Consider the following 19,853-nt stretch of genomic DNA (forward strand, 5'->3'; position numbering starts at 1 on the left):
CTTGCCCGGCCAACAGGGACTAAGCCGATGCGCCTGAGCCATATCTTCATCCAGCGGCCGATTTTCGCCGGCGTGATCGCGGTGGTCATCACCATCGTCGGTGCGCTCGCCTATTTCGGCCTGCCGATTTCGCAATATCCCGACGTGGTGCCTCCGACCGTGACGGTCAGCGCGACCTATCCGGGCGCTTCTGCCGAGACGCTGGCGGACACCGTCGCCTCGCCGCTGGAGCAGGAAATCAACGGCGTCGACGATATGCTCTATCTCTCGAGCCAGGCGACTAGCGACGGCCGGCTGGTGGTCACCGTGACGTTCAAGCAGGGCATCGACCTCGACAAGGCACAGGTTCTCGTTCAAAACCGGGTGGCGCTGGCCGAACCGCGCCTACCCGAGGAGGTCCGCCGGCAAGGCGTGGTGACACGCAAGACCTCGCCCGACTTCATCCTCGTGGCGAACCTCATCTCCCCCGACAACTCGCTCGATCGCGGCTATGTCTCCAACTATGCGCTGAGCCAGATCCGGGACCGTCTCGCACGGCTCGATGGCGTCGGCGAAGTCCGGCTGTTCGGCGCGCGCGATTATGCGATGCGGATCTGGATCGATCCCGGACGCGCCGCCGCGCGCAACATGACCGCGGGCGAGATTGTCGCGGCACTGCGGGCGCAGAATGTCCAGGTCGCGGCCGGCGCGATCGGCAAGCCGCCCGAGGCGAACGGCGCGGCCTTCGAGTTCAATGTCGAGGCGCAGGGTCGGCTGAACACGCCGGAACAGTTCGCGGACGTGGTGATCAAGGCGGACGACGCAGGCCACCTCACCCGGCTGCGCGATGTCGCCCGCGTCGAGCTCGGCGCCGAGGACTATGGCATCAACATGTATCTGAGCGGCCAGCCGTCGCTCGGCATCGGCGTCTTCCAGCGCCCCGGCTCCAACGCGCTGGCGACCGCCGATGCGGTGCTCGCCGAACTCAAGGCAGCGTCTGCCAAATTCCCGAAAGGGCTGGAATATCGGGTGATCTACAACCCGACGAGCTTCATCCGCGAGTCGGTCAGCGCCGTGCAGCACACCCTCCTCGAAGCCGTCGTGCTGGTGGTCATCGTGATCCTCGTCTTCCTGCAGAGTTGGCGCGCGGCGATCATCCCGGTGATCGCGATCCCAGTGTCGCTGATCGGTACCTTCGCGGTGCTGGCGGCCTTCGGCTACTCACTCAACAACCTGTCGCTGTTCGGGCTGGTGCTCGCGATCGGCATCGTCGTCGACGACGCGATCGTCGTGGTCGAGAATGTCGAGCGCAATCTCGAACAGGGCCTCACTCCGATGCAGGCTGCGTTCCGGTCCATGGACGAGGTATCGACCGCGCTGGTCGCGATCGTGCTGGTGTTGTGCGCAGTGTTCGTGCCCACGATGTTCCTGACCGGACTCACCGGCGAGTTTTACCGCCAGTTCGCCGTCACTATCTCCTCGGCGACGATCATCTCGCTGTTGTTGTCACTGACGCTGTCGCCGGCGCTTGCCGCCCGACTGCTCCAACCCAAGGCAGAAGATGAGCCCGAGGGGCGCTGGGCGCGCATGGCCTATCGCGGCGGCAAGCGTTTCAATGCCGGCTTCGATCGCCTGAGCGCCTTCTATGCCAGCAGCACGCGCAAACTGCTCGCGCGGCCGAAGCGCGTGCTGTTCTCCTATGCCGGCCTCGTCGGCCTGACCGCGCTGGTGTTCGGCGCGACGCCGGTCGGATTCGTGCCCGCGCAGGATCAGGGCTATGTGCTGACGGCGATCTTCACGCCGCCGGGCACATCGCTGGCGTCGACCGACGCGACGATGCAGGCGGTTACGAAGAAGATGCTCACCATCCCCGGCGTCAAGGGCGCCGTGATGCTGGCAGGTTTCCATGGCCCGACCGGCACCACCGCCTCGAATGCGGCGGCCGCCTTCCTGGTGTTCGACAGCTTCGAGGAACGCGCGAGGCATGGCCAGACCGAATCGACGATCCTCGCCCAGGCCCAGAAATATGCACAGGGCTTCAACCAGGGTCGGATCTTCGTGCTCAAGCCGCCGCTGATCCGCGGCATCGGCACGGGCGGCGGCTTCAAGCTGGTGCTGCAGGACCGGTCGGGCATGGGGCTTGAAAAGCTCAACCAGATCGCCTGGCAGATGATCGGCGAGGCGCACAAGGATCCGACGCTCGCAGCCGTGCACACGAAGTTCGAATATGGTGTTCCCCGCGCCTATGCGGATATCGATCGCGCCAAGGCCGATATGCTCGGCGTACCGCCCAGCCGTGTGTTCGAAGCGCTGCAGGTCTATCTCGGGTCGGCCTATATCAACGACTTCAACCTCATCGGCCGCACCTATCGGGTAACCGCGCAGGCGGACACCCAGTTCCGCGACGACGTCTCGGACATCCAGCAGCTCAAGACCCGCTCGAACAGCGGAGCGATGGTGCCGCTCGGTGCGGTCGCCACGATCGAGAACCGTGCGGGTGCCTATCGGGTGCTGCGCTATAACCTCTACCCGTCGATCGATATCGAGGGCGAATCCGCGCCGGGGCGCTCTTCGGGCGAGGGGCTGGCGGCGATGGACAGGCTCGCTGCCAAGCTGCCCGCGGGCGTGTCGGCCGAATGGACCGAGATCGCCTATCAGCAGAAACTGGCCGGCAATGCCGCGATGATCGTCTTCGCCGCAGCGGTGCTGTTCGTCTTCCTGGTGCTGGCGGCGCAGTTCGAGAGCCTGATGCTGCCGCTTGCCATCATCCTGATCGTGCCGATGACGCTGCTCGCGGCGATGACCGGCGTAAACCTGCGCGGCATGGACAACAACATCCTCACCCAGATCGGCCTCGTCGTCCTGATCGGCCTCGCCGCCAAGAACGCGATCCTGATCGTCGAGTTCGCCAAGCAGGGCGAGGAGGACGGACTGTCGACGGTGGAGGCTGCGATCCACGCGGCTCAGGCGCGGCTGCGGCCGATCCTGATGACAAGCTTCGCTTTCATCCTGGGCGTGGTGCCGCTGCTGATCGCGACCGGCCCGGGCGCCGAACTGCGCCAGGCGCTCGGCACTGCGGTCTTTTCGGGCATGCTCGGCGTGACCTTCTTCGGGCTGGTGTTCACGCCGACCTTCTACGTTGCCGCCCGCAGCCTTTCCGATCGGTTCGCCCGTCGTTTCGGGCATCGGCCTGGCCCCGACGGCAACACCGAATCCGCGCTCGTTCCCGCAGAATGATGGAGGACATCATGACCGCCAAGATATTGCCCATCGGCCTGCTGGGCCTTGCCAGCCTGCTGACCATCGCTGCTGCCGGACCCGATTATGTCCAGCCCGCCGTTCCGCCCAGCGCGACCCTGCCCTTCCTCGGGGCACCGGTTGCGCCGGTGACGGCCGCCGAACCCGAAGACGCGTGGTGGCGGCTCTACCAGGATCCCGTGCTCGATCGGCTGGTGGCGGACGCGCTTGCGGCCAACACCGACCTGCGCGTGGCGGTCGCCAACCTCGACAAGGCGCGCGCATCGCTGCGCGAAGCGCGGTCAGATCGACTGCCGCAGACCGATGTCAGCGCAGGCGCAACCTATGGCCGCTCCCCGCAGGGCCAGCGGAGCCCGAACGCGAAGCGAGAGGACTGGTCCTACGATGCCGGGTTGAGCATCGGCTATGAGGTCGACCTGTTCGGCCGCGTCAGCCGCTCGGTCGAGGCAGCGCGCGGCGATACGCAGGCGGCCGAGGCCGCACGCGATGCCGTAAGGGTCGCGATCGTCGCCGAAACCGCCCGCGCCTATGCCGACGCATCCTCTGCCGCCGAGCGCCTGGCGGTCGCGCAGCGCACCCTCGAGCTACTCGACCGAACCGTGACACTGACCGGCAAGCGCTTCGAAGCAGGCAGGACGTCGAGGCTCGACGTGTCGCGCGCCTCGGCGCTGCGCGAGCAGCAGCGCGCCACCCTGCCCCCGTTGCGCGCGCAGCGCGACGCCGCGCTGTTTCGGCTGGCGACCTTGACCGGCCGGGCGCCGGCCGACCTCCCCGCCGATGTCGGGCAGCGCCAGACGACCCTGCGGCTTGACCGGCCGATACCGGTTGGCGATGGCCGTGGACTGCTCGCCCGCCGGCCCGACATTCGCGAGGCCGAGCGCCGCCTTGCCGCCGAGACCGCCCGGATCGGCATTGCGACCGCCGATCTCTACCCGCGCATCACCTTGGGCGGTTCGATCGGTTCGACCGGTCCTTCGCTCGGCGACATGTTCGGCGGTGGGCCGCTGCGCTGGCTGCTCGGGCCGTTGCTCAGCTGGAACTTCCCCAACCAGGAAGCCGGCCGCGCCCGCATCGCCGAGGCACGCGCCTCGACGCAGGCCGCGCTCGCCGGCTTCGACGGCACGGTGCTGCGCGCGCTGCAGGAAACCGAGACAGCGCTATCCGCCTATGCCCATGAGCTCGAGCGCCAGCAGGCACTCCGCGAGGCGGCAGGCCAGGCGATGACCGCCGCGACGATCAGCCGCGCCCAGCTGCGCGAGGGCCGGGTCGATTTCCTGACGGTTCTCGATGCCGAGCGGACCTCGGCGGAAGCCGATGCCGACCTCGCCGAGTCCGACGCGCGTGTGGCCGATGCGCAGGTTGAGCTGTTTCGAGCGCTGGGCGGCGGCTGGCAGGTGGAGGCGCCCAAGGTCGCCGCGCGCTGAACCTGGGCGGCGCTTATGCCGGACGTCGGCGGGCTTTCCCCAGCCCGAGCAAGGGTAGCGCGCCTGCCCGCTCGGCAACCACATAGAACAGATAGGGACCCGCTACCCCGGCGATCACGCCTGCGGGCGCATAGAGCACTACTAGCTGCGGGACATGGAGCTGCACCATCAGCAGCCGCGTGGCAGCGGTGAAGAACAGGTGGGTGACGTAGATCGCCATCGATGCCGCGCCGAGCCGGGCCATCCATGCCAGGGTGGCGCCGCGCAGCGACATGGAGATCAGCAATATCGCCGCGATCCCCGCTATCGCGGCCGGCAGCAGGAACACCGAATTGAAGTTCATGCCGGTCAGCGGCCCCACGATCGCGTCGGTGACGGCGAGCAGGCAGATCGCGGCGCCACTCCACGCTATCCTGGACTGGCCCGGCCAAGCCTTCACCCATCCGGACAGATGGACGCCCGCAAAGAAATAGAGCGGAAAATGAAGGAGTTGATGAAGAATGATATCGTTCCGGTAGAACTCGCCCAGCACGAACATACCGACCACCGGGATGAATATAGCTCTGCTGTTGCCGACGATCGCATAGCAGCATGAGAAGACCAACAGCGCATAGAGAAACCAGAACGGGCTGGGCGGCGAAAGTGCGAGGTGGCGGCTGATGTCGGCGACACCGAAGGGCTCGCCCGCCCCGTTTACCAAATGCCATATGCAATAGGTCACCGTCGCCCACAGCAGATAGGGATAAGCGACGCCCTCGACGCGGCCCCGCAGGAAGCTTCTCCGGCCGCGCGCCAGCGGGATGACCGCGTTCACGCCCGCCAGGAAAATGAACAGCGGCATGTGGAAGGAATAGATGACGAAATCGAACCACGCCCAATGATCGCCTATCCCCGCCGCCGCCAGTCCGCGCTCGACATGCCCGGCGACAACCAGGATGATGCCGATGCCGCGCGCGGCGTCGAGCCATTCGAGCCGCTTGGAGCCACTGGTTGCCTGGGGCTGTGCGATGGAAATATTGCTGGCGGCCGCGTCGATGCTGATCGTCATAAGAGCTGCTCCGACGGTCCAACGAGAGAATCGAGGCGATACACCATCTTGGCGCTACCCCGCATGGATCTTTCGGCGTCCTTCTCGCGCATCGCGATGCACATATTGTCTGCGCGAAACGCAAGAGCGGAAAATGCCCCGATCGGATCGCCAGCGGCAGGTGGAACCAACGCGCCACCGTAATGTTTAGGGCAGATCCGCAAGCGCGAGGGTCGTGAGTGAAAGTGCGTTATCAGTTCCTCGACGCACTTCGCGGATATGCGGCGATAGGAGTGGTCCTCTTCCATATCGGGACGCGGTTCGGCGGCATCCACACCGCCGTGAACGGATATGTTGCCGTCGATTTCTTCTTCATCCTCAGCGGCTTCGTGCTGGCAGGCGCCTATGAGGAGCGGCTCGCATCGAATCTGGGCCTGGCGAGGTTCTTGATATTGCGCGCAATCCGGTTGATGCCGATGGCTGTCTTCAGCGTCGTGGCAGGCACTGCTTATCTGTTGGTGCGCTATCACTTCGCGCCCGTGCTTTCCGATCCCGTCTCGGACATCATCGCGGCTTCGCTGCTCAACCTGTTCCTGCTTCCCAAATTGTGGGTGACGGCGGCGACCCGGGACGAGACCTTCCCTGCCAATGGTCCGCTCTGGTCGTTGAGCATGGAAGTCGCGGCGAACCTCATCTGGGCGCGCTTCCTTGTCGGTGCCCGGCTGGCAATCCTGGTTGCGGTCTGCGGTGCCGGAGGCGCGCTGATCGTCGTCATGTCGCTGTGGAAAGGCACGGGCGACCTCGGTTGGAACGCCTATACCTATCTTGGCGGCATAGGCCGCATCACCTTCGGCTTCGCCATGGGGGTCATCCTGTTCCGGACGAAAGATTGGATCAGGCTGCGTTCGCCGATATGGCCCTATATCGCATTATTCCTGCTGACCGTTTCGATCTTCCTGCCGATCCGGCATGTCGCCTGGTTCCTCGCTTGCGTGCTGGTGCTGCTGCCCTTCGCGGTTGCGTGCGGCATGAGCGCCGGAGATCGACGTTTTTCCCCCTTCGACGATGTCCTCGGAAGGATTTCCTATCCGCTGTACGCGATCCACTATCCAATCCTGATGATGGGCGCGGGGCTGGAGAAGAAGTTCGGCAACGGCGCCGGCGCCCCCGCCCTCAGTTTGGCGATATTCGCGTTCATCGTCGCGGCATCATATCTGCTGATGCGCTGTTTCGATGAACCGGTGCGCAAATATCTAACCACGCTGTACCTGAATTGGCGACCCGCGTTCGCCCCGACGATAAGGGGACCTTTCCCATGATCCGATCGAGCGCGAACGCAGTTCTACCGCGAAGCCGTCCTGTCGCGAGGTGGCTCCACGGATTGGCTCTGGCCGCTGTGCTGTCCTCCAGCGGCAGCTGGGCGGCGGAGATGAGCGTTGCCGACTTCCGCCAGACCCTGGGAATCAACACCCACCTGAACTATACCGATGGCGACTATAACCACGCCAACAAAGTGATCGAGGCGCTTCGTTACCTCGGCATATTCCACATACGCGACGGCGCCCCGTTCAGGGGATCGCAGGGTCAGGGCGCGCTTGCGAGGGCGGCGAAGGCTGGCCTCAAGTTCAACTTCGTGTTCCAAGGCAACCGGCCACCCGCGGCGACCATCGACGACCTGCTCGCCTTCAATGCCGCCAACCCGGGTTCGATCGCGTCGCTGGAAGCGCCCAACGAAGTAAACAACTGGCCGCTGTCCTACGGGCTGATGAAGGATGTACCCCGCAGCAACAGCTATCCTGCAACGCGCGCCTTCGTCCGGGACCTGCGCCGTCTGCTCCGCGCCACCCCGCTGCGCAGGACGCCGTTGCTCGCGCCCAGCTGGGTCAGCGTACCGACCATCGACGCCGCAGACGCCGACGCCGGCAACGCTCACCCCTACCCGCGCAACGGCGATCAGGCGTCTCGCCAGATGGTTATCGAAGTGGGGAAACAGAAGGCCGCTATCCCAGGCAAGCCAGTCTTCATCACCGAAACCGGCTATAACGATGCCACGAACATCAAGGCGGAAGCCGTCGACCGGGACACCGCTGCGAAGCTGATCCTCAACCTCTACGCCGCCTATGCCGCCGCAGGGATCGAGCGCACTTTCCCGTATCAGCTGCTCGACGCCTATCCGGATCCGACCGGCAAATCGTGGGAGAAGCATTGGGGGCTGTTCGACACAAGCTGGCAGCCCAAGCCCGCAGCGCGCGCCATCCACAACCTGACGGCGATCCTGAGCGACGGAACGGCGATGCGCAGCGCCAGCCGCAAGATCCAGGCCCGCGTGGAAAGCGGGCCACCGGACCTGAAACTGCTCGAGCTTGCGAGACCRGATGGCGCGACGCTCATCCTGCTGTGGCGCGAAGCGGATCTTTGGGACCAGGCCAATCGGCGACCGCTCCCCGTCGAACCGGCAACCGTGCGACTGGACTTCGCACGCGGCGCGGACCTGACGGTTTACAGCCCGGTCACCGGCGCGGAGCCGGTCGACCGGTCGAGCGGCGCATCGCTGGCGGTGCCGATCGGAGATTCAATGATGATCGTCGAGGCAAAGCCTCTCGACGACGCCGGGCGCGGCAAGGGGAGGTAAACCGTGCGGAGACGCAATCCGCTTCTGGGGACGAACCAATGAAGATTTCGGTTGTCATAGCAACGATCGGTCGGCCGGAGCTGGTTCCGGTGATGCTAGGGGCGTTGAGCCGGCAGACGCGCGCCCCCGACCTGGTCGTGATATCGGCCGTGAAGGAAGGCGACGTGCAACTCGTCGACACGGCGTTCGAGACAGCGGTGCTGTTCGGGCCCAAGGGCCTGACCCGGCAGAGGAACCGCGCGCTGGACCTGGCCGAGAGCCGGAGCGACGTCGTGATCTTCTTCGATGACGACTTCATCCCCGCGGACGACTGGATCGAAGAGGTGGAGGCCATCTTCGCAAGCGAAGCCGACGTCGCCTGTGTTACCGGCAGCCTTCTGGCCGACGGCATCAACGGGCCCGGCATTTCCCTGGCCGAAGCGGCAAAGCTGCTGGACCGCGCACGCGGGAAGCCCCGCGTCCGGCGCCTGCGCGATTACGGGGCGCCCTATGGCTGCAACATGGCCTATGCCGTGAAGTTCGGTCGCGGGGTCCGCTTCGACGATCGCCTGCCGCTCTACGGCTGGCAGGAAGACCTGGATTTCGGATCGCTGCTCGGCCGGCACGGGCGGCTGGTCAAGGCCAGCCAGCTGATCGGGGTCCACATGGGCGTCAAGTCGGGGCGGGTATCCGGGGTGCGGCTCGGGGCGTCCCAGATCATCAACAACATCTATCTCTACAGGAAGGGGACGATGCCGCTCACCCGGGCGATGAAGTTCGCCGGCAGGAACATCGTCGCGAATTTCATCGGATCTATAAGGCCTCCTGCCTACATAGACCGTCGCGGCCGGCTCAAGGGCAATTTTCTGGGCATCGCCCAGGTGCTACGCGGCCGAATCGATCCCGAATATGTGGAACAGATTTGAGCGTCCCACGCTTCCGCGAAGGCCGTCACAGCGATGACAAACATTCCGACGGCCTCGTGATCGCGCAGCGGCGCGCACAGCGGCAATGCGCATCGAGGTCGAACGTGAACACGGGAAGCGCCTGCTCATGAACTCGATCCTGCTGTTCGCGGCGCGCGGTTGGTCACAGCTCTCGGCACTGGTGCTGATGCTGGTCGCCGGCCGCTTCCTGGGCCTGAACGACTTCGGCGAATTCACACTCGCTGCGGCGGTCGCCCTCATGCTCAACCAGTTCATGGCAGTCGGCACGTTCGAATATGTCATCCGCCATGCCGAGGAGAGGGACGCGCCCAACACGGCATTCTGGGTGAACATGATGCTGGGTGCCGCCTACTGGCTGGGCGGGATGCTGATCGCCTTCATCGCCGGCAGGGTGTTCAGGTCCGACACGGTGGCCATGCTCGTATATCTGATGGTACCGCTGTCGCTGCCGGCGGGCGCGCGGAGCACGGCGGAATCGATCCTGGTGCGCGACGGGCGGCTTGGCAGCATGGCCGTCACCAGCATCGTGGTGGAAACGACGGCGCTGGCCGTGGGGATCACCGGACTGCTGACCGGCTGGGGGGTCCTTTCGCTCGTCGCTACCCGCTATGTGCAATCCGGCGTGGCGTCGTTGATCTTCCTGGCGGTGGCGCGATGGATGCCGTCGTTCCGCTATTCGCAGGCGCAGGCGTCCGGCATGATGCGGCTCTGGCGCTCGATGATCATCGATCGTGGGTTGGGCTATTTCCAGAATTACGGCGCCGACCTGCTGCTCGGCTGGTTCATGAGCCCGGCTGCAGTCGCGATCTACCGAATGAGCTCGCGCATCATCGCGCTGGTCACGACCATCGTCTATGAACCGATGCGAACGATCAACTGGCGGATATTGTCGCGGATCCATTCGAATGGCGGCGAAATCGGACGCGCTACGGAACTGATCATCGGGTGCATCTACCTGCTGCTGCTCGGCCCGCTGCTGCTGCTCGGGATAACCGGCGGCGACGTGACCGTCTTCGCCCTGGGCCCCCAGTGGCGCGGCACCGAGATGGTCATCATGTTCCTCTCGATCAGCGCACTGTTCGGTCTGCCTAGTCAGCTGTCCGAACCCGGATTCGGGGTGGCGGGGGAGATCCGCAGGCTTCCACTCCAACGCATCATCACGATTTCGATCAGCATCTCCATGCTGTTCGTCTTCGCCCGCTACGGCCCGGTGGGCGCCGCCGCATCCCAGATGACGGCCGCCGCGCTCGGCTTCCTGGTAACCGCCATCATCCAGAATCGCGTGCTCGGAGTTCGTCCGCGCCACTATATGGTCAACGGCGGATATGCCCTTGCCGCTGGGCTCATGGCGGTCGGGCTGGCGAAGCTGTTCGAGGACTTCGCCCCGGACATGCCGCACGTCGTGCGCCTGTCGGCGATGGTGCTGATCGATGTGGCGATCTATGCCGGGCTGGTTGCGCTGTTCCGCCGCAAGCCGCTGCTCGACCTGTTGCGGCTGGCATCGGGCCGCGAAGCGACCGCGTAACCCGTCACCCGGCGGGTGCTAATCGGAAATCTCGGTGATCGATGGCTCGCGCTGCGGCTCCGGACGATTCAGCATCGCCTCGACGAGCGGCGACGGAAGGCGTTTAGCCTGCATGAACAGCCGGCCGAGATATTCGCCGATGATGCCGAGGAAGATGGAATTGAGCGTGATCGAAAGCAGCAACAGCAAGGTCGTGGTCGCGAAACCCGCTGGCCAGGAGGACCCCGTGGTCAGACGCCATAGCAGATAGACGAAGATCAGAACGAAGGTGATGCTGCCGACGAAAAGGCCAACGGCCGAGGCTAGCCGCAGTGGCAGCAGCGAATGGTTGAGCAGGCCGTCCACGGCCAGCGACACCATCGGCTTGACCGAAAATTTGCTGCGCCCGGCGATCCGGCTGCCGCGATCATATTCGATGCCGACCTGCGAGAATCCCATCGAGCTTATCAGCCCCCGCAGATAAGGCGAGGTATCCCGCACGCCGCGCAGTTCGTGCAATATGCGACGATCGACCAACCGGAACTCGCCGGCATCGATCGGCAGATCGTCGTCGCTCATCGCGGCGATCAACCTGTAGAAGCCTCGCCGCGCCCAGCGCGTTAGGGGGTCGTCGCGCAGGCTCCGCCGCACGCCATAGATGACATGATGCCCCTCCCGCCAGCGTCTCAGCATCTCCGGGATCAATTCGGGCGGATCCTGCAGATCGCAGTCGAGCTGTATCGCGCACTCGCCGGCGGCGTGCTGGTAACCGACCAGCAACGAACGCTGATAGCCGTAGTTGCGCGAGAAGCGGATCACGCGGACCCGACGGTCCTTCGCGGCGATATCGGAGAGGATCGCGAAGGTCCTGTCCGAGGAATGATTGTCGGTGAAGACAATCTCATAATCATAGCCCGGCAACTTGGCGAAGACAGACACTATCGTCTCATAGCATCGCTCGACGGTCGCCTCCTCGTCGAAGGCCGGCACGATGATCGAAACCAGCGTGGGTATCATATGCATCTTCATGCCGCCGCCACCCGCTCGCCCCGTCGGCATTCGGCGATCAACCCCTTGATGCCCGAAACGATGTCGATGCGGGGCCGCCAGCCAATAAGCTGCTCCGCGCGGGCGCTGGACAATTGCAGCGTCACGGGATCGCTCTGGGCGCTGCACTGAACCAGCGTCGAGTCCGCTCCCGCCAATGCCGCCACTATCGCGGCCAGTTCGGCGACCCCCACCGCCTCTCCGGAACCGACATTGACGATCTCTCCGCCGGACAGGCCGGCGGTGCCCATGCGATAGAGGGCGTCGACCGCGTCGGAGACATGGATGAGGTCGCGCCGGTCCAGCGGCCGCCCGAGCTTGATCGACTTGCCCGAAGTGCAAGAGGCGATCAGCGAGGGGACCAGGAAGTCCGATGCCTGGCCGGGGCCGTAGACCAGCGCCAGCCTGGCCGTGATCAAGGGGAATGGCAGTTGCGGCGCGAGCGCCTGGGCATAATAGGTGCCGGCGACGATGGCGGCAGCATAGCCGTTGTCGGGATGTTCGCGCTGCCCTTCCTGGAACGGAACCCGCGCGACGCCATATTCCGCGATGGATCCCGTCCTGACGAAGCATCGAACGCGGCTCGTCGCCTTGGCGGCTTCCTGGACGAGCGTCAGGAAGCCGGCCGCTTCCTCGAGCGCGGCCTGGGCAACGCCCGGCTCATGCCGGCGCTTGGTAGCGCCGACGAGGTAGAATATATGGGTCGGACGGGTCTCGGACAGGCAGTGGCCGACCTCCGCCGCATCGAGCAGCGACAGCCGGTGCAGCCCGATCGACGCCAAGACGGGGGTCAGCCGGGAAATGTCGCTCGATGGGCGGGCAACCACGTCGACACGATGCCCTTCCGCGATGCACCGCCGGACGAGGTGCGATCCGACAAATCCCGTCCCGCCGACGATCAAGACGCGCATCGCCACGTCCTCGCCTATTCCGCCGCTGCCACGCGCGGGGCCTGGGCCTGCCGGTCGGCAAAGCCGGCGAAGGTCCGGTGCATGTGATCGATCTGCGCATCATCGAGACCATGGTGGCACGCAAGCAGTATCCCGCCGCGCATCACGCTGTCGGCCACCGGATAACCATCCCGCGAAGTGCGATGCGCGACCGAGCGCATGGCCGGCTGGCGCAGGATATTCCCGGTGAACACCGGCCGCGTCTGGATGTCGTGCGCTTCGAGCCATATCTGCATCTCGCGCCGGGTGAACGGCGCGTCGTCGCGCAGTGTCAGCGGGAAGGACAGCCACCCCGTCCGTGCGTCGGGCAATTCCCGCGGCAGTATGAACCACTCCTCATAGTCTGCGAAGAAGGCACGCTGCCGAGTGAAATTCTCGATCCGCCGGCGGATGTTATCCTCGAGCCGGTCGAGCTGGACCAGCCCAAAGGCCGCACCGAGCTCCGATGGCTCCAGATTATAGCCAAGCGCCTCGAACACGAACTTCGCATCATATTCGATACCGTCGACCTCGACATCGAACCGCGATTCCGCGGCCTCCGAGTCGACGAAGAGCGACGATGTCCGCCCCCACGACCGCAGCAACCTTGCGCTGCGGGCGAGCGTGTCGTCGTTGACGCAGAGCATGCCGCCGTTGCCCGCCGCATTGATGACATGCGACCCGTAGAAGCTGGTGGTGCTGATATGGGACCGAAGGCCGGTACTGCGGCCATGCAGGGTCGCGCCCAGCGTATCCGCGCTATCCTCCACCACCATCAGCTCATGCCGCGCCGCGATCTCCCAGATCCGATCCCAATCCGGCAGATTGCCAATCAGCGACGGGATCATCATCGCCCGCGTATTGGGCCCGATCATCGCCTCGATGGCGTCGGCATCGATATTGTACGTCCCTTCCTCGACGTCGACGAAGGCCGGCACCAGGCCATGGCGGGCGATCGGCGCCACGGTCGTCGCGAAGGTCAGCGCAGGCGTGATCACCTCGCTGCCAGCGGGCAGCCCCAGCAGTTCGACCGCCAGATAGTTGGCGGAGGATCCGGAATTGACCATGATGCCGTGCGCCTTGGCGAACAGCGCCGAGACGCCCGCCTCCATCGCACGCACTTTCGCGCCCATCTGGGTCGACGTACCGAGCACCTCGATCACGGCAGCGATCTCTGCCTCGCCATGTACGCTCTGTCCGTAATTCACGCGCATATTGAAACACCTTCCGTCCGGAGGGAGGATCCGAGATCCAGATATGAGGAAAGTTGGCCTCGGCTGACGGCGCGCATGTCGGCAGTGCCCCGGAGCGACGCGGCATACCATTCACCGGTGAGCCTGATGGTCTGCTGCATCGACAGCCTGGGCTGCCAGCCGAGTTCGGTAAAGGCCTTGCTACTGTCGAGACGCAGCACCGCGGCTTCATGGAGCGCGGCGACCCCGGACGCGAACTCGATGGGAAGGTCGAGTTCCGGCGCCGCCTGCATGATGGCACGCGCTATTGCTTCTGCGTCGGCACCACTGGTGTCCACCGGTCCGAAGTTCCACGGTCCCGAGAAGGCCGGTCCATCCTCGCCCAGCATGCGCGCCGCGAGCAGCAGATAACCCGACAGCGGTTCGAGGACATGCTGCCACGGCCGGATGCTGCGTGGATTCCGGATGACCATCGGCGAGCGGCTATGCGCGGCTCGAATGATATCGGGTATCAGCCTGTCCTCGGCCCAGTCGCCGCCGCCTATGACGTTACCGGCCCTGGCGGTCGCGAGATGCGGCCCGCCCGGGCTGCCGAACCAATTGCGCCGATAGCATTCGGCAACGAGCTCGGTACAGGCCTTGGAGGCGCTATACGGGTCGGTGCCGCCGAGCCGGTCGGTTTCCCGGTAGGGCGTGGCCGATCCCCGATCATCATAGCATTTGTCGCTCGTCACCACGATTGCCGCCCGCATCGACGGCATCGCCCTGGCAACGTCCAGGACGTTCGCCGTCCCGGTGACGTTGATCGCGAAGGTCTCTGCCGGGTGGCGGTGCGATCGACGCACGATCGGCTGCGCGGCAAGGTGAAACAGGATGTCCGCGTCGACTCCGTCGGCGGCCCGTTGCAGCGCCTCGACGTCGCAGATGTCGGCAATGCGACTGTCGACCAGCCCGCCGATTCCCGCCGAATGATAGAAGGAGGGGACCGTCGGCGGCGGCAGCGAAATACCGACGACATCGGCGCCAAGCGACTGGAGCCAGAGACTGAGCCACCCGCCCTTGAAGCCGCTATGCCCGGTAACCAGCACGCGACGCCCGGCGAAGGCCCGGGCGACCAGCTCGTCGTTGGACGGCTGCTCAGGCATAGATTTTCGGCCGCACCGTTGCATCGGGTTCCCGGTCGAACTGCAGCCAGGGCGGCGTGCCGTCGACGCAGAGCTGTTCGAGCTGCTCGCGGTCCCTGACGGTGTCCATGGGATGCCAGAAGCCCTTGTGCTTGTAGGCGAACAGCTGCCCATCCCGTGCGAGCTGCGCGAGCGGTGCCTGTTCGAGCTGCTCCTTGTCGCCGCTCAGATAATCGAAGACCCCCGGCTCGAAGACGAAATAGCCGCCGTTGATCCAGGTCTCGTAGCTGGTGACCTTTTCGGTGAACTCCGCCACGCGATCACCCGCCAGATCGAGGCTGCCGAACCGCGCGGGCGGCTGGACCGCGGTGACCGTCGCGAGGCCGCCATGCGATCGGTGGAACGCCAGGAGCGCATCGATATCGACATTGCCGACACCGTCCGAATAGGTGACCATGAAGGTCTCGTCGCCCAGCCAGTCGCGCAGCCGGCGCAATCGGCCACCGGTCATCGTGGTCTCTCCGGTATCGACCACCGAAACATTCCAGTCGACCTGGCGGCACGGCTTGAGATCCATGCGGCCGGTTCCGATAGTGACCGTGAAATCGTTGTTCATCAGATGAAGATTGTTGAAAAACGACTTCATCATCATGCACTTGTAGCCACATGCTATGATGAAATCATGCTGGCCCCAATGGTTGTAGATATCCATCACGTGGAGCATGATCGGCCGTCCGGCCACTTCCACCATCGGCTTCGGAATGCGAACCGTTTCCTCGGAGATGCGGGAACCGAGCCCGCCCGCTAGCAGCACCGTTTGCATATACGTGCCCCCTTGCTGTTCGACCCTATCGGCCATGTGCTTGATATAGCCGCATCGGAGCGGAGCCGGCGCTGCGCAGGGGGATTAGTGGGCGAACCTATCGGGCGGCCCTGCCCGGTTCCATCGGCACAGTTCTCATCCCGAGGGGTTAGCCGGCGTACCTCGACTAAGCCTTAGCACCACGGCGAGGCGGCGCACGGCTGGGTTCAGCGCGCCGGCGGATTCGCCGCGCGCATGAAAAGCTGCGCCTGCGGACCGATGTCGACCGCGAGATAGTGGCGCGATCGGGCATAGTCGATGAAGGCGCCGTCCAGCTCGGCTTCCTGACCCGTGACGATCGCAGCGGGCGGGTTCGCGTCGAGAAAGGGCGACAGACCGCGAATCGACGTCGTCACGAAGTGGCGACGCTGGGCCGGCGGCAGATAGTCGGCCACCCGATAGACGAAGGGGCCCGCCGCGAACTCGCGATAGATCGGCAATTGCCCTTCCAGCGCCATGATGGGCGCGAGGGTGGCGACCCTCCCCTGCACCCCTGCCCGTTCGAGCACGGCCCGGATTTGCGCGCCCTGGGCATGAACGACATTGCCGGTCCAGCGGTCAGGCTTGGCCACGGCGGGAATGGCCGGCAGGACCCTCGGAAGGATGATGGCCAGCGCGATTGCGCCCGCCGTGGCGATCAGCGGGTCCATCCGGCGCTGCGCCGGCTCACCCAGCTGCCGATAGCACAATAGCGCGAGGACCAGCAGGAAGGGTACCGGAGGTTCGTAATATTGCGGAAAGGCCGGGGTCGGCGCGAAGCTGAGGATGGCGGCGAGGATAGTGATGCCCGCGACGAGGAGAATTGGCCAGCTGGCCAGCCGGCGCCAGCCGGATTGGGCCACGGTCAGCGCGAACGTGCCCGCCAGCACCCCCGCGAGCAATCCCGACCCGGCAAACCACACGCCATCGGCCACCAGCATCTTTGCCGCAGCGCTCATCGCCTTGGGCGCCGTGGAGTGCTGCCAATAGGCAAGATGGCCGCCCGTGAAATAGCTCACCGTATGTGCGTAGAGAGTCTGCGGCCCGCCGATCAGCGGCACCAGCCCGGGAAGCGCACCGAGAATGCCGCCGGCAACCAGCGGCAGCACTGTGCGGCGAAAGCGCTCGGCAGCGGCCATGCCTCGCGGTACCAGCAGCGCCGCCACCGCGACCGGGGGAACCAGGAAGACATAGCTGATCTTCAGGATCACCGCGAAGCCGATCGCGAAACCGGCTCCGAACAGCGTCCAGGACCGTATCGGGCGCCGATCGAGCGCGACGACGAACAGGTGAACACCGAGCAAGGCAAAGGGAATAGGCAGGAAATTGTTGGTGACCAGTGTTCCCGCCGGCCCGAGCAGCGTTCCCGCCATGAGAATGAGGACGAAGGCAGCGCCGATCGTCGGGCGCCCGCCGGAGGCCTGGCTGGCGATCAGCCACATCACCGATACCGCTGCGATCCAGCACAGGAAGATCAGCAGCCGCCCGGTCAGCAGGAGATGCTCGGCGCCGGTTGCGGCATAAAGCCCGCCGAGGAGGAGCGGCAGGCCCGGCAGGTGGTTATATCCCAGTGCGCCATAAAGCGGTTCCCGGAAAATCAGCCGCGCCGCCGCTATGTGGATCTGCTCGTCATGGCCCAGCGGCGTGACCATGATGCGGCCGAACACCCCAGTCAGAAGGACTATCGCGCAGAACCAGAGCGCAAGGGGAAGGCGCCGGGCCTTGGCCCTGTCCAGCCCTGAAACCGCAACGGGAGCGGCAATAGCCTCTCCCGCCGCCCTGCTCATCGCTCATTCCCGACTGCCCGGGCCGACTTCTCGATGTGCATCCGGGCCCGGGGCTGCTTCCCTCGCGGAACCATGCTGTCATAGACCGCCATCACCGCCTCGGCATGTTTCTCCTCACCAAAGCGATAGCGGGCGTCGGCGCGGGCGGTGGCAGCGATCTTGGCTGATCGCGCCGGATCCGCCAGCAGCGACAGACATGCCTCGGCAAGATCCCTCGGCCGTTCGGGTGGCACCAGCAAGCCGGTCGCTCCATCGCGAATGGCCTCGATATTACCGCCCGAAGCGGTTGCGACCACCGGCGTGCCGACGAGCATCGCCTCGATCAGGGTGCGGCCAAAGGGTTCGCCGACGGCAGGGATCATCAGGAGATCGCAGCCGGCCAGCCAGAACGAGCCCGGCGTCCGATAGCCCAGAACATGAACGATATCCTGCACGCCCATCTGCACGGCAAGCTCCTTGACGCGCTCGGCCATGCGGCCCAGCGGCTCGCCGAACAGGGCACCATGTATTTCAGAGCGTGGTGACGCCTGCCGCATCGCGGCGATCGCCTCGACGAACAGCAGCGGCCGCTTACGCTCGATCATGGCGCCGGCATAGGCAATGACACGCGCATTGGAAGAAGCCGTGGGCAGCAGGTCCAGCAGGGCGGATCGGGCGGATGGCCTGTCGTGCACCATGTTGGTGTCGAAAGGGCTGTGGATGACATGGGCGCGCGGCGCTGCGGAATACCAGCCTGGCCGCGGCGCGGCGAAATGGGAGACGGCCACCACGCGATCCGCCAGGGCTGGCGCGACGAGGCGGAGACCGGCTGCGTTGGGCGAGCCCCGATGATGCCAGAGCAGCTTGGCCGCGGCGAGCTTTGCCGGAAGACCCCAGGTCGCCAGCGTCCGCCCGTCATTGCAGTGAACGATCTGGACATTCTTGCGGCGCAGGAACCGCGCAAGCCGGGGCGCGGCCGACAGCAGGCGCAGTGCGGCACCGGGCGGCACCGGATGTCCATGCTCGAGTTCGGCTGTTTTCGGAGCGACTTCGAACCGGATCTTCTCGCTGCGCAGCAACTCGGCTATCGCGCCCCGTTCATGCTGCACCACGACGATCGGATCATATTTTTCGGGGTCGAGATGCCGGATAAGAGCGGCAGAAGAGATATGGCTCCCGCCAACAAGGCTCCCAACGAAGGGAAAGCATATTCTAGTCGGCATCATGCGGCTCCATCCGGACTGGGTATCGGCGTGTTGAGCACCAGCGACTCTATTTCCGAGCCGGTCCCCACCCTGGCCATGATGATCAATCGGCTTCCATCTGGTGACAGCCGGAACAGAGTGCCGGCCGTTTTCGCGCCTTCCGACCGGGCGACGAGCAGCCACGCTCCGGGGCCCGAGAGATAGCGAACGACATTGCCCAGGGCCCGACGCAGATCGGCGTCGCCGAAATAGCCTCGATTGAGAATGTTGGCGGCCCTGATGAAATCGAACCGGCCGACGAACTCCTCGCTAAGCTGGAACACGTCGTTGCGTTGAACGGTGATGCGGGGCTCATCGCGTAGCGCGCGGCTCAGCAGCCACAGCTTTCGCGTCGAACGCTCCCGATAGCGGAGGTGGCGGCGCACCCGCGCTTTGACCAGCGCCCGCAGCAGCCCCAGAAGGATGACAACGCCGGTGACATAATCGGCACGACGGACCCATGCCCGGACCGCTCGACCAAGTAGTTCATATTGCAGAGGTAGCCCCTGCTCGTCGACCAGCACCCGGAGCCCGGGAAACACGTCGAGCAGATAGGCGCCGAGCGAAAGGTCGGTCCCCACGATCTGCGGGGTCTGGCCGGCCAGCGCCAACCGCTTGCTGAGTGCAAGTGTCGTGGTTCCAGACGAGATGCCTATATCCAGGACGTGCGAAAGTTGGACGTTCGCGCTGGCGAACATTTCTGTGCATCGATCGTCGAGTCGCTTGAAGCGATCCTTCGCCGTCCGCTTGAACGTGTTGTTGCCCGTCTTCAGGCCCGCAAAGAAGCGATCTTCGGCCTCGGCTGTGATCGCGGCGGCGTCATCCGAAAAATATTGCGAAGCGGTAATCGACATATGGGCCTCCCGGACTCTTCTTAGCGCCTGCAGCGACGCCGCAGGGCGGCGATTCCGGATTAAGCCAGCTTATAAGCTGCACTCTTGCGCGTAACGGGCCATCGG

The 19,853-nt window shown here is 65.1% G+C and carries 15 protein-coding genes; 6 read left to right on the plus strand and 9 right to left on the minus strand.

All coding sequences use genetic code 11. The annotated features are described in order from the left end of the window. Window positions 1–27 precede the first annotated feature (27 nt). Both AC1DQK_RS02115 and AC1DQK_RS02120 read left to right on the plus strand, forming a co-directional pair. Complete coding sequence (locus AC1DQK_RS02115) at window positions 28–3,216, plus strand: efflux RND transporter permease subunit (protein ID WP_477866862.1); 3,189 nt, start codon at window positions 28–30, stop codon at window positions 3,214–3,216. A gap of 11 nt (window positions 3,217–3,227) precedes the next feature. Continuing rightward, window positions 3,228–4,661: an efflux transporter outer membrane subunit gene (locus tag AC1DQK_RS02120; protein ID WP_477866864.1), complete on the plus strand. Its 1,434-nt coding sequence runs from the start codon at window positions 3,228–3,230 to the stop codon at window positions 4,659–4,661. A 13-nt stretch (window positions 4,662–4,674) separates the two neighbouring features. Here AC1DQK_RS02120 and AC1DQK_RS02125 read toward each other — a convergent pair whose 3' ends face one another. Continuing rightward, window positions 4,675–5,709 carry an acyltransferase family protein gene (locus AC1DQK_RS02125; RefSeq protein ID WP_477866866.1) on the minus strand — a complete coding sequence of 345 codons (1,035 nt, stop codon included), beginning with the start codon at window positions 5,707–5,709 and terminating at the stop codon, window positions 4,675–4,677. A 218-nt stretch (window positions 5,710–5,927) separates the two neighbouring features. Here AC1DQK_RS02125 and AC1DQK_RS02130 point away from each other — a divergent pair, with 218 nt between their 5' ends. The 4 genes from AC1DQK_RS02130 to AC1DQK_RS02145 all read left to right on the plus strand — a co-directional run bounded on the left by AC1DQK_RS02130 (window position 5,928) and on the right by AC1DQK_RS02145 (window position 10,771). Then, a complete protein-coding gene (locus AC1DQK_RS02130; protein ID WP_477866868.1) occupies window positions 5,928–7,007 on the plus strand; it encodes an acyltransferase family protein in 1,080 nt (359 codons plus the stop codon). A 62-nt stretch (window positions 7,008–7,069) separates the two neighbouring features. Continuing rightward, entirely contained in the window at window positions 7,070–8,320 is a 1,251-nt protein-coding gene (locus AC1DQK_RS02135) for a hypothetical protein (RefSeq protein WP_477866870.1), read from the plus strand. 38 nt (window positions 8,321–8,358) lie between these two features. Beyond that, a complete protein-coding gene (locus AC1DQK_RS02140; RefSeq protein WP_477866872.1) occupies window positions 8,359–9,225 on the plus strand; it encodes a glycosyltransferase family 2 protein in 867 nt (288 codons plus the stop codon). A gap of 127 nt (window positions 9,226–9,352) precedes the next feature. Next, window positions 9,353–10,771 (plus strand): oligosaccharide flippase family protein, encoded by a 1,419-nt coding sequence (locus AC1DQK_RS02145; RefSeq protein ID WP_477866874.1) that lies wholly within the window; start codon window positions 9,353–9,355, stop codon window positions 10,769–10,771. 18 nt (window positions 10,772–10,789) lie between these two features. Here AC1DQK_RS02145 and AC1DQK_RS02150 read toward each other — a convergent pair whose 3' ends face one another. From AC1DQK_RS02150 to AC1DQK_RS02185, 8 genes are all read right to left on the minus strand, one after another. Next, a complete protein-coding gene (locus AC1DQK_RS02150; protein WP_477866876.1) occupies window positions 10,790–11,773 on the minus strand; it encodes a glycosyltransferase family 2 protein in 984 nt (327 codons plus the stop codon). A 2-nt stretch (window positions 11,774–11,775) separates the two neighbouring features. After that, complete coding sequence (locus AC1DQK_RS02155) at window positions 11,776–12,708, minus strand: NAD-dependent epimerase/dehydratase family protein (RefSeq protein WP_477866878.1); 933 nt, start codon at window positions 12,706–12,708, stop codon at window positions 11,776–11,778. 14 nt (window positions 12,709–12,722) lie between these two features. Continuing rightward, window positions 12,723–13,940, minus strand: a complete 1,218-nt coding sequence (locus AC1DQK_RS02160; RefSeq protein ID WP_477866880.1) for a DegT/DnrJ/EryC1/StrS family aminotransferase — start codon at window positions 13,938–13,940, stop codon at window positions 12,723–12,725. Further along, the gene (gene rfbG / locus AC1DQK_RS02165; RefSeq protein WP_477866882.1) at window positions 13,931–15,064 is read right to left on the minus strand and encodes a CDP-glucose 4,6-dehydratase; all 1,134 of its coding nucleotides are present in this window, start codon (window positions 15,062–15,064) and stop codon (window positions 13,931–13,933) included. Before rfbG ends, AC1DQK_RS02160 begins: the two co-directional genes overlap by 10 nt. Then, window positions 15,057–15,866 carry a glucose-1-phosphate cytidylyltransferase gene (rfbF, locus tag AC1DQK_RS02170; protein WP_477866884.1) on the minus strand — a complete coding sequence of 270 codons (810 nt, stop codon included), beginning with the start codon at window positions 15,864–15,866 and terminating at the stop codon, window positions 15,057–15,059. The genes rfbG and rfbF overlap by 8 nt, the downstream gene beginning before the upstream one ends. A 206-nt stretch (window positions 15,867–16,072) precedes the next feature. Continuing rightward, the gene (locus tag AC1DQK_RS02175) at window positions 16,073–17,671 is read right to left on the minus strand and encodes a glycosyltransferase family 39 protein (RefSeq protein WP_477866886.1); all 1,599 of its coding nucleotides are present in this window, start codon (window positions 17,669–17,671) and stop codon (window positions 16,073–16,075) included. Next, complete coding sequence (locus tag AC1DQK_RS02180) at window positions 17,668–18,873, minus strand: glycosyltransferase family 4 protein (protein WP_477866888.1); 1,206 nt, start codon at window positions 18,871–18,873, stop codon at window positions 17,668–17,670. Before AC1DQK_RS02180 ends, AC1DQK_RS02175 begins: the two co-directional genes overlap by 4 nt. After that, window positions 18,873–19,748: a hypothetical protein gene (locus AC1DQK_RS02185; RefSeq protein WP_477866890.1), complete on the minus strand. Its 876-nt coding sequence runs from the start codon at window positions 19,746–19,748 to the stop codon at window positions 18,873–18,875. The genes AC1DQK_RS02180 and AC1DQK_RS02185 overlap by 1 nt, the downstream gene beginning before the upstream one ends. Window positions 19,749–19,853 lie beyond the last annotated feature (105 nt).

The sequence above is a fragment of the Rhizorhabdus sp. P4_G5 genome (assembly GCF_056401065.1).

Coding starts and splice junctions, on each gene's coding strand:
- AC1DQK_RS02115 (WP_477866862.1), top strand. CDS start 28: ATGCGCCTGAGCCATATCTTCATCCAGCGGCCGATTTTCGCCGGCGTG.
- AC1DQK_RS02120 (WP_477866864.1), top strand. CDS start 3,228: ATGACCGCCAAGATATTGCCCATCGGCCTGCTGGGCCTTGCCAGCCTG.
- AC1DQK_RS02125 (WP_477866866.1), bottom strand. CDS start 5,709: ATGACGATCAGCATCGACGCGGCCGCCAGCAATATTTCCATCGCACAG.
- AC1DQK_RS02140 (WP_477866872.1), top strand. CDS start 8,359: ATGAAGATTTCGGTTGTCATAGCAACGATCGGTCGGCCGGAGCTGGTT.
- AC1DQK_RS02145 (WP_477866874.1), top strand. CDS start 9,353: ATGAACTCGATCCTGCTGTTCGCGGCGCGCGGTTGGTCACAGCTCTCG.
- AC1DQK_RS02150 (WP_477866876.1), bottom strand. CDS start 11,773: ATGCATATGATACCCACGCTGGTTTCGATCATCGTGCCGGCCTTCGAC.
- AC1DQK_RS02155 (WP_477866878.1), bottom strand. CDS start 12,708: ATGCGCGTCTTGATCGTCGGCGGGACGGGATTTGTCGGATCGCACCTC.
- AC1DQK_RS02160 (WP_477866880.1), bottom strand. CDS start 13,940: ATGCGCGTGAATTACGGACAGAGCGTACATGGCGAGGCAGAGATCGCT.
- rfbG (WP_477866882.1), bottom strand. CDS start 15,064: ATGCCTGAGCAGCCGTCCAACGACGAGCTGGTCGCCCGGGCCTTCGCC.
- rfbF (WP_477866884.1), bottom strand. CDS start 15,866: ATGCAAACGGTGCTGCTAGCGGGCGGGCTCGGTTCCCGCATCTCCGAG.
- AC1DQK_RS02175 (WP_477866886.1), bottom strand. CDS start 17,671: ATGAGCAGGGCGGCGGGAGAGGCTATTGCCGCTCCCGTTGCGGTTTCA.
- AC1DQK_RS02180 (WP_477866888.1), bottom strand. CDS start 18,873: ATGCCGACTAGAATATGCTTTCCCTTCGTTGGGAGCCTTGTTGGCGGG.
- AC1DQK_RS02185 (WP_477866890.1), bottom strand. CDS start 19,748: ATGTCGATTACCGCTTCGCAATATTTTTCGGATGACGCCGCCGCGATC.